We start from the raw sequence: 13,991 nt of genomic DNA, 5'->3' as shown, positions 1-13,991 counted from the left end.
AGTCCCTGACTAAGTTGCAAGAACAGCTCACGGCGCAAACCAAAGATAGCGAGCAAAAAGCGCAGCAGCTGAAGCAGTTACAGCAAACGTTGCAGGATAACCAGCAGGCGAGTGCCAAGCTGCAGGAACAATTGGGGGCGCAGACCAAAGACAGCGAACAAAAGGCTCAGCAGGTGAAAGAACTGCAACAGGGCCAACAGGCCTTGGCTAAACTGCAAGAGCAACTGGCATCGCAAACCAAAGATAGCGAGCAAAAAGCGCTGCAGCTGAAGCAGTTACAGCAAACGTTGCAGGATAACCAGCAGGCGAGTGCCAAATTGCAGGAACAATTGGCGGCGCAGACCAAAGACAACGAGCAAAAAACTCAGCAGGTGAAAGAACTGCAACAGGGCCAACAGGCCTTGGCCAAACTGCAAGAGCAACTGGCATCGCAAACCAAAGATAGCGAGCAGAAAACTCAGCAGGTGAAACAACTACAGCAAACGTTGCAGGATAACCAGCAGGCGAGTGCCAAATTGCAGGAGCAGTTGGCATCGCAGACCAAAGACAACGAGCAAAAAACTCAGCAGGTGAAAGAACTGCAACAGGGCCAACAGGCCTTGGCCAAACTGCAAGAGCAACTGGCATCGCAAACCAAAGATAGCGAGCAGAAAACTCAGCAGGTGAAACAACTACAGCAATCGTTGCAGGAGAACCAGCAGGCTCTGACCAAATTGCAGGAGCAGTTTACAGCTCAGGCCAAAGATGGTGAGCAGAAAACCCAACAGGTTAAACAGCAACAGCAAACGCTAGAAGAAAGCCAGCAGGCGAACGCCAAGTTGCAGGAGCAACTGGCGGCACAAGCCAAAGACAGCGAGCAGAAAGTGCAACAGTTGGCACAATTGCAGCAAACCGTACAGGAAAGCCAGCAATCGAATGCCAAACTGCAAGAGCAACTGGCAGAGCAGGCTAAAGATCGCGAGCAGAAAGATCAGGATCTCAAGCAGTTACAACAAGCGTTGGCTGATGCTAAGAAATCGCAACCGGAAAGTGTGGCTGTCTTGACAGAGCCTAAAACCGATCAGGAAAAGCGTGATTATGCTATCGGGACTTCTCTGGGTAACGACATTGTAAGCCTGCTTGAGAGTAAAAAGTCGCAGGGTGTTGAAGTTAATCGGCAAGTGGCGTTAGCGGGGGTGACCGACACCATCAACGGCCAGATTAAAATGGACAAAGAGCAAATTGCTAAAGCCTTGTATGAGAGCGAGCTGGAATTAAATAGTCAGCATAAGCAGTTAAAAACAAAGAATGAACAAACGGGCAAGAAATATATTGATAAATTCAGGCAGCAGGCCAAGGTGGTTAAATCACCGCAAGGCTTCTACTACCGTATAGATTATAAGGGTGATGGTGCTATTAATGAGACGGATACGGTTGCCGTCGTGGTTAAAGAAAGTCTGACCGATGGTAAGGTGATTAAAGATATGGATCTGGCGGGTACATCGATTTCACAACCGCTGAGTGCTTATCCACCATTGTTCCGTGAAGCAATTACCAAGTTGAAAAACCATGGCAGCATGACGCTGGTAGTTCCACCTGAGTTGGCCTATGGCGACAAAGGGATGGCGCCAGACATTCCACCGGGTGCCACTATGGTCTATAGCGTGCGTATCCTGGATGTTATGCCTGCAAGCAGTACCGCTGAAGCTCACTAAGCCTAAGCCCTGAAAGTCGCAACAGAAACCCCGCATGGTGACATGAGGGGTTTTTCGTTTTGCTGCTAGCCATTTCTGCCAGAGAGTTAACGGAAAGGTGGCTCGTTGAAGGTACGCAGCTTACGGGAATGCAGATGTTCTCCCTCGGCACGTAATAGCTCGATCGCGCAGATTCCGATCTGCAGATGTTCGGAAATCGCACCTTCATAGAAGCGGTTTGCCTGACCTGGCAGTTTGATCTCACCATGCAGCGGTTTATCAGAAACACAAAGCAAAGTACCGTAAGGGACCCGGAAACGATAGCCCTGAGCGGCAATGGTGGCGCTCTCCATATCGACAGCCACGGCTCGGCTGAGGTTAAAACGTAGTGCAGAGGCGGAGTAGCGTAATTCCCAGTTGCGATCGTCCGTTGTGACAACCGTGCCAGTTCGCAGACGCTGTTTCACCGCTTCACCCGGCATGCCACTGACCGTTTTGGTCGCGTCATAAAGTGCTCGCTGCACTTCCGCGATGCTTGGGATAGGAATATCCGGTGGTAATACTGAGTCGAGTACGTGATCGTCGCGCAGATACGCATGGGCCAGAACATAGTCGCCGATTGATTGGCTTTCACGCAGGCCACCACAGTGGCCGATCATCAGCCAGGCATGTGGGCGCAATACAGCCAGATGGTCGCAGATGGTTTTGGCGTTAGAGGGGCCGACGCCGATATTCACCAAGGTGATTCCTTGGCCATCACGAGCAATCAGATGGTAAGCGGGCATTTGGTGGTTTTTCCAGGCGAGATCCGAAACTGCCTGTTCTGGGTTAGGGGTTTGTGCCGTGACATAATGCCCACCTGCACAGGAAAGAGCGACATAGGGGCTGTCTGGGTCGGCAATTTGGCGGCATGCCCACCGTACAAACTCATCCACATAGCGCGTGTAATTAGTAAACAGTACGAAAGGCTGGAAATGGTCTACAGGGGTACCGGTATAGTGCCTTAATCGTGCCAGAGAGAAGTCCGTACGCAGTGCGTCAAAATGTGACAGTGGGAAGTGATTGATAAAAGGGAACAGCCCATCTGCTGTCTCATCGCCGATTTGTGCTAATTCGGTGGTGGGAAAATGTTTGGTTATTCCGGCACTCATCGAGCGATCCAGCGTGAGATCGGAACCGTCAATCACATAAGGGAAAGGGATCTCCTGCCTGGATGAAACGACCTCAATCACGGCGGCATATTCGCTTTCTAGTAAAGCCAATTGCTCAGACAAATAATGGCGAAACAACTGTGGCCGGGTAATGGTGGTAGTGTAATTACCGGGCCGGGTAAATCTTCCGTAGGCGCGTGCCCTGGGGCTATTAGGCGTATCACCATCCCAACGGACACGCAATTCCGGGTAAGAAAACAGCCCCTCTGCGCGTGCTTGCTCGTCTGGGAGGGCCCCATGAGCGATGAAATCCTTGATGGCTCCTCGTAGCGCGCAAACCGAGGCATCATACATCGCCTCGAGTTTATCGAGTGCCTGTATGGCTGTCAGAACTGTTCCTGGGTTGTTATTCATAGCTTTTCCTTAGTTCTTGCGATATCTCAGCATAGCGTAGTGTAGGCTTTCAATGCATGCTACTACATCGTCTAAGGGGGCAGTGCCCGAAAAATAGGCAAATAAGCAGGCAGAGTGAGGAAAAACAAAAAAAAGAATACAGCATAAATATGTGTTGATTTTATAACCAGATGAAAATTGAAATCTTTAGAATATTAATGAGTGGTGTAAACAATTGCCGAATATAATTTATGATATATCGCAGAGAGGAAATTACCATTAATCTATATGGTGAATGTTTTAATTTTAAATATATAATAATTTTATATATTGGTGGGTTTTTGATAAAAATACGCCTGGTTTTTTGATGTAGATCACTTTAATAGACGGCAGTTAAACGTGACTTTTAAAATAATTCAACAGAGAAATAGGTAAAAATCAATTAATCAGCTTATTAGAGAATACACTGCACCGATTTTTGTTGGAATACTCCTACATAATAAGGTCTATTTTTATTAAATAAAACTTATCGGTTTTATATCTGAAGTAAAAATTAATATTGACATAATAATCTCCTTAAGATTATCTTATGTATTGCAACGGTTTAGATAAGCCGTGTCCTGCTGTAAAATAATTGATGTATTCCTATGTATTCATTCCTAAAATGAATGGATATCTACGTTTTATGTCACCATGCATCACAACATCTGTTTGACGCTTTTGTTTGGCAAGGATTGCCGTTGTGCTCCACACTCCAACAGGCAGTCCTTACTTAAATCGCTCAGTGAATAAGGACTGTTATGGCCTCCTCCAGCTACCAAAATGAGATACCGCGCGCGCGCGTTAACATCAAACTCGACCTCCATACCGGCGGGGCGCAGAAAAAAGTAGAATTGCCTCTCAAGCTAATGGTGATGGGTGATTATAGCAACGGACAGGAGCACAGAGCGCTGTCTGAGCGCGAAAAGATCTCCGTCAACAAGAATAATTTCGATAATGTGTTAGCGGAATTCAGCCCTTCAGTCAAACTGGTTGTAGAAAACACGTTAGCTGGTGATAAGAGTGAAGAGAACATCGCGCTGACGTTCAAAGAAATGAAAGATTTCGAGCCAGAGCAGGTAGCGCGTAGCATCCCCCAACTGCGTGCTCTCCTTTCCATGCGCAATCTGCTGCGCGACCTCAAATCCAACCTCCTGGATAACGTCACCTTCCGTAAAGAGCTGGAAGCCATTCTTAAAGACGAATCGTTAAGCGCTGATTTGCGCACTGAACTGGCCGCGCTGGCTCCTAAAGAAGCGTAACCCCTGAGAGCTGGATTAACACGAGAGTATGCTGATGTCTGTAAATACCGAAAATACCAAGGAAAGCCAGACCACTGTTCTGGAACGTCCACAAGAAGGCAGTGTTTATGCTTCCTTGTTTGAAAAAATTAATCTGACGCCGGTATCCGCGCTGGGCGATCTGGATGCCTATCAGGACAATACTGCTCTGTCTGAGACCACGGCTGATGAGCGTGTCACTGCAGCGGTTCAGGTTTTCCTGGAGCGTTTGAAGCAGTCTGGCCAGAAAGTTGAGCGTCTGGATAAGACCTTGTTGGATCACCACATTGCTGAACTGGATCAAATGATCAGCCGTCAGTTGGACGTGGTTATGCACCACCCGGAATTCCAGAAAGTGGAATCCGCCTGGCGTGGTCTTAAGCAACTGGTCGACGGTACGGATTTCCGTCAGAACGTGAAAATTGAAGTGCTGGATATTTCGAAGGAAGATCTGCGCCAGGATTTCGAAGATTCACCAGAAATCATTCAGAGCGGAATGTATCGCCACGCTTACATTCAGGAATATGACACCCCAGGTGGTGAGCCGATTGGTGCCGTGATCTCTAACTATGAGTTCGATGCAGGCCCACAGGACATTGCCCTGTTGCGTAACATTTCCAAAGTTTCTGCTTCTGCGCATATGCCGTTTATCGGTTCAGTTGGCCCGGCTTTCTTTGGCAAATCAAGCATGGAAGAAGTCGCTGCCATTAAAGATATCGGTAACTACTTCGATCGCGCTGAATACATCAAGTGGAAATCTTTCCGCGATACCGACGACGCCCGTTACATCGGTCTGACGATGCCACGCGTGCTGGGCCGTTTGCCATATGGCCCAGATACTGTGCCGGTACGCAGCTTTAACTATGTAGAAGAAGTGAAAGGTCCAGATCATGAAAAGTATCTGTGGACCAACGCTTCATTCGCTTTTGCAGCCAACATGGTGAAGAGCTTTATCAAAAACGGTTGGTGTGTGCAGATTCGTGGCCCACAGGCTGGTGGGGCGGTTACCGATCTGCCAATCCATCTGTACGATCTGGGCACTGGCAATCAGGTGAAGATCCCGTCGGAAGTGATGATCCCGGAAACGCGCGAATTTGAATTCGCCAATCTGGGCTTTATTCCATTGTCGTACTACAAAAACCGTGATTACGCCTGCTTCTTCTCGGCGAACTCTGCGCAGAAACCTGCGTTGTATGACACCGCAGATGCTACCGCTAACAGCCGTATCAACTCACGTCTGCCATACATCTTCCTGCTGTCGCGCATTGCTCACTACCTGAAACTGATTCAACGCGAAAACATCGGCACGACAAAAGATCGCCGTCTGCTGGAGTTGGAACTGAACAACTGGGTGCGCGGGTTGGTGACTGAAATGACCGATCCAGGTGACGATCTGCAAGCGTCTCACCCACTGCGTGATGCTAAAGTTGAAGTGGAAGACATTGAAGATAATCCAGGTTTCTTCCGCGTGAAACTGTACGCAGTACCGCACTTCCAGGTTGAAGGCATGGATGTCAATCTGTCACTGGTTTCCCAGATGCCAAAAGCGAAAGCCTAATTGGGCATGCGGGAGCAGCAGGTTATGAAAATCTTACGTCCGTTGTGGACGGAGGGGGCGTTTCTGTCCCCTCAACAATTTCAGCAACAGGCGCGTTGGGAAAGTTATGCTAATGACTGTCTTGCGCACCTGTCGCTGAATCATCCATGGGGAGTGCTGTGTGCAGAGTTTGATCAAGATGCGTTGCACCTTAATCGGCTGAAAGCACAGCACCTCCGGTTACGTCTCCCAGACGGGAGTCTGATTGACACTGATGTGACGGATAACCTGCCACCCGCAATCAATTTGGCACAGATTCTGGATGGGCCTCAGCGTAGTGTTGAGGTCTTGCTGGCATTATCGGATGTACAGCTTGAACTCTTTGCGGTGTTGCGTTCATGAAACCAATCAGCGATCTCTCTATTGACAGCCTGCTCTACGACACTTGGTTGATTGTGGCTGAGTTACGCCGTGGTGTGCCCGCTCAGCAAGGTACGGCATTGTATCAGCGTTGCTTGCAACTGGTTGTCGATACTCAGACTCGGTTAACCGAGTCGGGTTACAGCGCCGAAAGTATTGAGCATATCGCGTATGCACAATGTGCATTGCTGGATGAAACCGTTCTGGGGCGTGGTAGGCAGGATGAAGGTTACAACACCTGGATCCAGACACCGTTACAGACGCATTTTTTCAATACGCTGCAGGCAGGGGAACTGTTGTATGAGCGCATGCGTCAAGTGCTGCGTGAGCCTGCGGCTGATCCCGCCGTATTGACCTGTTTTTATCGGGTATTACGGCTCGGGTTTGAAGGTGTTTATCACGGCCAGTTGCAGCAACAACCGCGTGAACAACTTATGGCGACTTTGGGTGAGCAGGTGGCTGCCTACGATATTGCCTTGCAGCCGCCTTTGGCGTTAGCGGCCCGGCCACGGCACTCATCCCGTTTATTCCAGTCGGTTTTTTTCTGGTTTTTCATCGCATTGTTAGTGTTGGCAGGCAGTTGGTGGGTGTTGCATATGCAGTTACAGGAATTACTCGCGGCCTTATTACCAGGGGGCGCTGAGTGAGTGCAATGTTAAAGCGGTTGTTATGGCTCTGGGCTGGTGTTCTGGCCTTGATCTTATGTGTGGGCTACTTCCCTCTTACTCCACGTGGCCAATTTATCGGTGCTGTAATTATTATTGTTGTTACCCTGGCTGTATGGATACGGGGTGGGCGTTCACGCGTTGCTGCACAGGTTGAATCCGCTATCAATGCCGCCTGGCAGGCCCATCTACCTGCTGAACGTTATCGGCAGCCGGTAGTGCTGGTTTGTGGTGATGGTTTAGCACAGATGTTTAAGGGCGCAGCGGTGCGTGAAACACCGGAGGGTTGCTATTTGGTAGTTTCTGACCTTTCGATGCTGTCCGAAGCCTCTGCCGCATTGCTTAACCTGCGCCCAGATTGGGTAACACAACTCAGCACGTTGCTATTGGTTAACCCATCACAGCACAACGATATGGCGGTATTGGCAAACCGTGTCCAAACCTTTCGCCACCAGCTATCCCGCATGCGCCGCGTAACAGGCACTGATGTTCCTGCATTGCTATGCAGCTATCTACCGATGGCAATGACATCTGATGTGGCAACTGACAATCCTGAATGGTTTGAATTCAAAGCGGGCCAGCCTTCCGCGACGGTCTGGCATAATGCGCACTCGGCACAACCTTTGGCGCATTGGGTGGCACAAGGCGAGAGCGCAGAACAAACCCAGAGACTTTACCGGGCAATAGAAGTTGAAAGCTGGGTGCAGTGGATGGTGCAACAAATCCTGCCGCAATGTTTAACGCGTGAACAGTCGATCCCGGTTTGTTCACCGTTGGCGTTGGCGCTGACGTTTTCTCCGGCGGTGCCTGAGTTGTCATCTGCTCATCTCTGGCAGCAGTGGCTGACGGAGAAAACCACACTCAACCGTAAAGAAAGCAGCAGCAAGGTAAGTGAGGACGTCTCATTGCCTTTCCCCGATCCGCTGTTGCGTCTTTTACCGCAGCAGTCCGGTTTTACCCCACGCCGCCGTGCGGCAGTTTATGCCGCCGGGGTATTCACGCTTGCCGGGTTGGTTGCACTGAATGTTTCTGCGTGGCAGAACCGTACGCTGTCGCGCCAGATGACGGATGATCTGCAACGCTACCAGGCCATTCCCATGTCGGATACCCAAGCCAAAGCACAGGCCGTGAAGGTATTGAAAGCCGATGCCGCGCAACTGAATGAATATTACCGTGAGGGGGTTCCTCTTAATCTTGGCCTGGGTTTGTATCCTGGTGAGCGCTTGCGGCAACCGGTTTTGGCCGCGATTAAGGGGTATATACCGCCGGTTGAAGAAATAAAAGTTGATGAGCCAGCGCCACCGCAGGTTGCTCCTCAAACCGTGCTGCTTGATAGCCTGTCGCTCTTTGATACCGGCAAGTATCAGCTTAAAGCGGGCTCCACCAAAGTACTGGTGGAGGCGTTAATCAACATTAAAGCCAAGCCAGGCTGGTTGATTGTGGTGGCGGGGCATACCGATATCACCGGGGATGCCAAGGCGAATCAAATGTTGTCTCTCAAGCGTGCGGAGTCGGTACGCGATTGGATGTTGCAGACCAGTGATGTTTCACCGACCTGTTTTGCCGTTCAGGGGTATGGTGCCACTCGGCCCATTGCTTCTAACGACACTGACCAAGGGCGGGCAGCAAATCGAAGAGTAGAAATTAGTCTGGTTCCTCAGGCAAATGCCTGCCAGGGGCCGGGCAGTGTAACTCCGCCGGAACAAGTTGGCGGTTCTGATAATCAAGGAGAGTAAACATGGCAATTCCAGTCTATCTGTGGCTGAAGGACGACGGCGGTGCGGACATTAAAGGTTCTGTGGACGTGCAAAGTCGCGAAGGGAGCATCGAAGTGGTGGCACAGGATCATAGCCTGTACATCCCGACTGACAATAACACTGGCAAGCTGACCGGCACTCGTATCCACACGCCTTTCGTGTTTACTAAGGAAATCGATGCGTCCAGCCCTTATCTGTACAAAGCGGTGACCACCGGCCAAACGCTGAAAACGGCTGAGTTCAAATGGTACCGCATTGATGACGCTGGCCAGGAAGTTGAGTATTTCAACACCAAGCTGGACAACGTGAAAGTCGTTAAAGTGGCACCGAAGATGCACGACATCAAAGATCCAGGCAAAGAGAAACACAATCACCTGGAACTGGTAGAACTGCGTTACGAAAAAATCACCTGGACTTACAAAGATGGCAACATCATTCATTCTGATGCCTGGAATGAACGCGCTACCGCGTAAATCTTGGGGCAGACGGTTTTACCGTCTGCTTTTTGTTGTTTTTTCCTAGGGTCTGCTGCAGGCATTAGGCAAAGACAACGTACTTTTATCAGATAATCTTATGGGTCTCGGTTAACGGATATGGGCCATAGCGTGCCTGGGCGTGACGAGAGAACAGGGAAAGGAACTATGGAAAATCAGTCAGCTATATTATTACGCCGGTTAAATTCTTACTGTGCGCAGGCCTTGGAGGCCGCCGCAACATTGTGCCAGACCCGGGCCCACGCAGAAATTACCATTGAACACTGGTTGCTCAAATTGTTGGAGTTGGGGGAAGGGGATATCACCGTCTTGGCCCGGCGCTATGAGTGGGATATGGATGGCGTCTGGCAATCGCTGTTGGCGAATCTGGACACATTGCCACGTTCGGTTCGTAGCCGCCCACATCTCTCAGTTGCCTTGCTGAACCTGATTAAGCAGTCTTGGTTGACGGCATCACTGGATGAAGATGCGCAACAAATCCGCAGCGTTCATCTGCTGGGTGCGCTGATGGCAAAGCCATCGCAGCTCGCGAGCGATGGCCTGTGGCCGCTATTGAGTTTGAGCCCAACTCAATTACAGCGCTTGCGCCCATTATTGGATGCGCAATCCGATGAGCGCCCGGAGTTACAGCAGCAGGCGGAACTGGGGCGCTATCCTTCTACCTTGCCTCAACAAGAATCTGAGTCTGCAACGGATCCGTCGGTTCCATCGCCAGTGCCGAATGAGGCATTGCTGGCGGTGCTGGACAAGTTTACGCAGGATGTTACGGCTAAAGCCAAGGCCAATGAGATTGATCCGGTATTCGGGCGTGACAACGAAATCCGCCAGATGGTGGATATCCTCTCCCGTCGGCGTAAAAATAACCCGATTCTGGTGGGTGAACCTGGGGTGGGTAAAACGGCTCTGGTTGAAGGGCTGGCCTTGCGCATTGCCGAAGGTAACGTGCCAGACAGCCTGAAAACGGTCAGCGTGCGCACGTTGGATCTGGGGTTGTTGCAGGCGGGGGCCGGTGTCAAAGGGGAGTTTGAGCAGCGTCTGAAAAACGTCATTGCAGCAGTACAGCAGTCGCCGAACCCGATCCTGCTGTTTATCGACGAAGCTCATACCATCATTGGTGCAGGTAATCAGGCTGGGGGCGCGGATGCTGCCAACCTGCTCAAGCCTGCACTGGCCCGTGGTGAACTACGCACGATCGCAGCGACCACCTGGTCGGAGTACAAACAATATTTTGAGCGTGATGCCGCCTTGGAACGCCGCTTCCAGATGGTGAAAGTGGATGAGCCGGATGACGAAAAAGCCTGCCTGATGCTGCGTGGCCTGAAAGATCGCTATGCCAAACACCATGGTGTACATATCACCGATGAAGCCGTAAAAGCGGCGGTGACTTTGTCGCGCCGCTATCTGACAGGCCGTCAGTTGCCGGATAAAGCGGTTGACCTGCTGGATACTGCCAGCGCCCGGGTACGCATGAGCCTCGATACTAAACCCCAGCCGTTGATGCAGGTCAGTTCTGAACTGCTCGCACTGGACATGGAACAGCAGGCGATTGAACAGGATCTGGTGCTGAGTTCAGATGCCGATCCGGCACGTTTGGCGGATATTACCGACTGGCGTGATGTGCTGCAAAAACAACAGATCGAGCTGGAGAAGCAGTATAAGCAGGAAAAAACCTTAACTCAGCAGCTACTGGAATTGCGCAAAGATCTCAGCCGCTCCGTTGAGCGCGCGCAACTGCAGCAGCAGTTAAATGAGCTGCAAAATAACATTCGCTTACTGTCACTGGATGTTGATGCCCGTACCGTGGCGACGGTGATTGCTGATTGGACAGGGGTGCCATTGGGCAGCCTGCTGAAAGACGAACAAACCAATCTGCTGCAACTGGAGCAGAATCTCGGTCAGCGCGTTGTTGGTCAGGATGCCGCTCTATTGGCGCTGGCACAACGTCTCCGGGCCTCTAAAACCGGGCTGACGCCAGAAAATGGCCCGCTGGGTGTGTTCCTGCTGGTTGGCCCAAGCGGGGTCGGTAAAACCGAGACAGCATTGGCGTTGGCGGATAGCCTGTTCGGCGGTGAAAAGGCACTCATCACCATCAATATGTCGGAATACCAGGAAGCTCACACCGTTTCCCAACTGAAAGGCTCACCGCCGGGTTATGTGGGTTACGGCCAGGGTGGCGTGCTCACCGAAGCGGTACGCAAACGCCCATACAGCGTGGTGCTGCTGGATGAAGTAGAGAAGGCCCATCGCGATGTGCTGAACATGTTCTATCAGGTGTTTGACCGTGGCTTTATGCGCGATGGCGAAGGCCGTGAGATTGATTTCCGCAACACCGTAATCTTGATGACTGCCAATATGGGCAGCGATCACATCATGCAACTGCTGGATGAACAGCCTGAAGCACCGGATGCCTCCCTGCAAGAACTGTTGCGCCCGATCCTGCGCGAGCATTTCCAACCTGCGTTACTGGCCCGTTTCCAGACGGTGATTTATCGCCCGCTGGCCGCTCCGGCATTGCGCAATATCGTCGAAATGAAACTCGAACAGGTCGCTCAGCGTCTGCAGCGCCATTATGGGTTGAACTGCACTATCGAAGAGAGCCTGTACGATACGCTGGTAGCGGCCTGCCTGCTGCCAGACAGCGGTGCGCGTAACATTGACAGCTTGCTGAATCAGCAAATTCTGCCGGTATTGAGCCAGCAACTGTTACAACAGTTGGCCCAGCATCAGAAACCGCAACATCTGTTGTTGGGGTACAACGATGAAGAGGGGATTACGTTGGCGTTCGACGACCCGGACCGGGCGATGACGGCGTAATGATCGACAGAAGTGGCCCTTTTTGACGTTATTGGCGCTATAGAAGAAATTACGAGGTTTTACTTTGTCGACCAAGATACTTGATGCCAATGAGAGAACACCGGCAGTTCCGCTAAATGCTGAACTGATGGCGGAGGTGGAATGATGCTGGCACAACTTATCGCCGCGTGTTTTAAAGATCGTGACGCGTTAGACGAAGCTCGGCGGGCTGCAGCACTGTGGCAACGCTGGCTGGAGCCTATTGCAGCAAATGCGCCGGTTGGTGACGATCCAGGTTATGACGACGATTTTCAGCGCATACGTGAAGAGATGAACAAGCTCTCAGGCGCAGATACCGATCTGATTTGCCAATTGGCGGAAAAGCTGCTGACCACCAGTTGCAAAGATGTGCGGGTGGTCACTTATTACCTGTGGGCACGTTTGCACCGCGACGGTGAAGCTGGGCTGGCGGATGGGTTAACGCTGCTGGCCGGGCTGGTTGAACAATATGGCGAGGCACTGTTGCCACTGCGCGCCAATAGCCGAAAAGTGGCGCTGGAATGGCTGGCCGGTGGCAAGGTGCAGGATAGCCTGATGCGTTACCCTGAGATCGAAAAAGCCGACTTCGAACGTGCGGTGGCGGCGCTGGCGCTGCTCGATCATGCCTTTAGCAGCTGGCCAGAACAGGATCGGCCTTCCTTCGCTGGGTTGTATAACGCGTTGGATAACCGGTTGGCTCAATCAGGTGGTATGGATGCCCTGGTGCCGCAAAATAGCGGGGCGCCAGAAAATGCGCCAGCGCAGGTTCGCCAACAGGATCTCCCCAGCTTGCGGCAGGTGCAATCCGGGCGCGATCTCCTGGATCAGGCAAAAGAGCTGGCCCGCTACCTGCGTGAACAACCGCAAGGGTGGCTTTCGGCCTCAAGGCTGATGAAGAGTGTCCGCTGGGACACCGTGCATCAACTCCCCCCTCAAGACAGCGCGGGTCTGACTCGGCTGGTCGCACCGCGCACCGAATACCGTGCTCAGTTAAAACGCCTCTACCTGCAGCAAAGTTGGGGCGAATTGCTGGAGCGCACGGAAAGCATGTTTGGCGAAGGCGTAAACCACTTCTGGCTTGATCTGCAGTGGTATACCTATCAAGGGCTGAGCAAACACGGCCACCCTTACGATCTGTGGGCAGATATTATCAAACACGATCTGGCGATGTTGCTGGAGCGTTTACCGGGTCTGGAAAAGCTGGCCTATGCCGATGGCACACCTTTTGCCGATGAGGTCACGGTAGCCTGGATTGAGCAACAGGTGCAAGGGAGCAGCGCTTCGAGCTGGCTGCCAGAAAACGCCGCAACGGTTGCGGGTGAGGATAGCGACATTCTGGCGTTGGAGCCGGAGGCGCTTGCCCAGGCAGACAGCGACGGCATTGAGGCTGCCTTAGGTTGGCTGGCTGCTCGCCCGGGGATCCACACGCATCGTCAACGCTGGCTGCTGCGGCTGCTGATGGCGCGCGTTGCCGAGCAGTATGGCAAAAATGAGATGGCGCTGCATTTGCTGAGTGAGCTGGATGGCCCGGTGGAGCTGTTTACGCTCAGCCAGTGGGAACCTGCCTTGATGTTTGAAGTGAAGGCCCGGCGCTTGAAGCTGTTGCGGATGAAAGCTCAGCGTGGCGATGCAGATAAAGCCGAACTGGCACGCCAGATGGAACAGTTACTCAGTGGGCTGGTTGCCATCGATCCGGCACGTGCTGCCGTACTCTGCGGCTAGTGAAATATGCAGTAAGGTCAGTTCGGCA

Annotated in this window: 10 protein-coding genes; 9 read left to right on the top strand and 1 reads right to left on the bottom strand. The window is 51.8% G+C overall.

Annotated features, from left to right (window positions below; translation table 11 throughout):
- Positions 1 to 1,694, top strand: a 1,694-nt coding sequence (locus IV04_RS24820; RefSeq protein ID WP_152562936.1) for an FKBP-type peptidyl-prolyl cis-trans isomerase N-terminal domain-containing protein, incomplete at its 5' end; no start/stop codon positions are given.
- Between the two features lie 86 nt (positions 1,695 to 1,780).
- On the opposite strand, the gene IV04_RS21805 is transcribed toward IV04_RS24820, so the two are convergent.
- Positions 1,781 to 3,238, bottom strand: a complete 1,458-nt coding sequence (locus IV04_RS21805; protein WP_037396693.1) for an AMP nucleosidase — start codon at positions 3,236 to 3,238, stop codon at positions 1,781 to 1,783.
- Between the two features lie 779 nt (positions 3,239 to 4,017).
- Between IV04_RS21805 and tssB the strand changes: the two genes are divergently transcribed.
- The 8 genes from tssB to tssA all read left to right on the top strand — a co-directional run bounded on the left by tssB (position 4,018) and on the right by tssA (position 13,963).
- The gene (gene tssB / locus IV04_RS21800; RefSeq protein ID WP_037396696.1) at positions 4,018 to 4,518 is read left to right on the top strand and encodes a type VI secretion system contractile sheath small subunit; all 501 of its coding nucleotides are present in this window, start codon (positions 4,018 to 4,020) and stop codon (positions 4,516 to 4,518) included.
- A gap of 28 nt (positions 4,519 to 4,546) precedes the next feature.
- Positions 4,547 to 6,094 carry a type VI secretion system contractile sheath large subunit gene (gene tssC, locus IV04_RS21795; protein ID WP_037396699.1) on the top strand — a complete coding sequence of 516 codons (1,548 nt, stop codon included), beginning with the start codon at positions 4,547 to 4,549 and terminating at the stop codon, positions 6,092 to 6,094.
- A 24-nt stretch (positions 6,095 to 6,118) separates the two neighbouring features.
- Positions 6,119 to 6,475, top strand: a complete 357-nt coding sequence (gene tssK / locus IV04_RS21790; protein ID WP_037396701.1) for a type VI secretion system baseplate subunit TssK — start codon at positions 6,119 to 6,121, stop codon at positions 6,473 to 6,475.
- Entirely contained in the window at positions 6,472 to 7,140 is a 669-nt protein-coding gene (gene tssL, locus IV04_RS21785; protein WP_037396704.1) for a type VI secretion system protein TssL, short form, read from the top strand. Before tssK ends, tssL begins: the two co-directional genes overlap by 4 nt.
- 5 nt (positions 7,141 to 7,145) lie before the next feature.
- Positions 7,146 to 8,894, top strand: a complete 1,749-nt coding sequence (locus tag IV04_RS21780) for an OmpA family protein (RefSeq protein WP_231566260.1) — start codon at positions 7,146 to 7,148, stop codon at positions 8,892 to 8,894.
- Positions 8,895 to 8,896: 2 nt separating this feature from the next.
- Complete coding sequence (locus tag IV04_RS21775; RefSeq protein ID WP_037396711.1) at positions 8,897 to 9,388, top strand: Hcp family type VI secretion system effector; 492 nt, start codon at positions 8,897 to 8,899, stop codon at positions 9,386 to 9,388.
- A gap of 168 nt (positions 9,389 to 9,556) precedes the next feature.
- Entirely contained in the window at positions 9,557 to 12,223 is a 2,667-nt protein-coding gene (gene tssH, locus IV04_RS21770) for a type VI secretion system ATPase TssH (RefSeq protein WP_037396715.1), read from the top strand.
- Between the two features lie 144 nt (positions 12,224 to 12,367).
- The gene (gene tssA, locus IV04_RS21765) at positions 12,368 to 13,963 is read left to right on the top strand and encodes a type VI secretion system protein TssA (RefSeq protein ID WP_081893270.1); all 1,596 of its coding nucleotides are present in this window, start codon (positions 12,368 to 12,370) and stop codon (positions 13,961 to 13,963) included.
- The last annotated feature ends 28 nt before the right edge of the window (positions 13,964 to 13,991 follow it).

Source organism: Serratia sp. Ag1 (assembly GCF_000743355.1).
In the GTDB taxonomy this organism is placed as follows: Bacteria; Pseudomonadota; Gammaproteobacteria; order Enterobacterales; family Enterobacteriaceae; genus Chania.
Note: the sequence above shows the minus strand (reverse complement) of the source record. Positions and strands in the feature narration are given on the sequence as shown.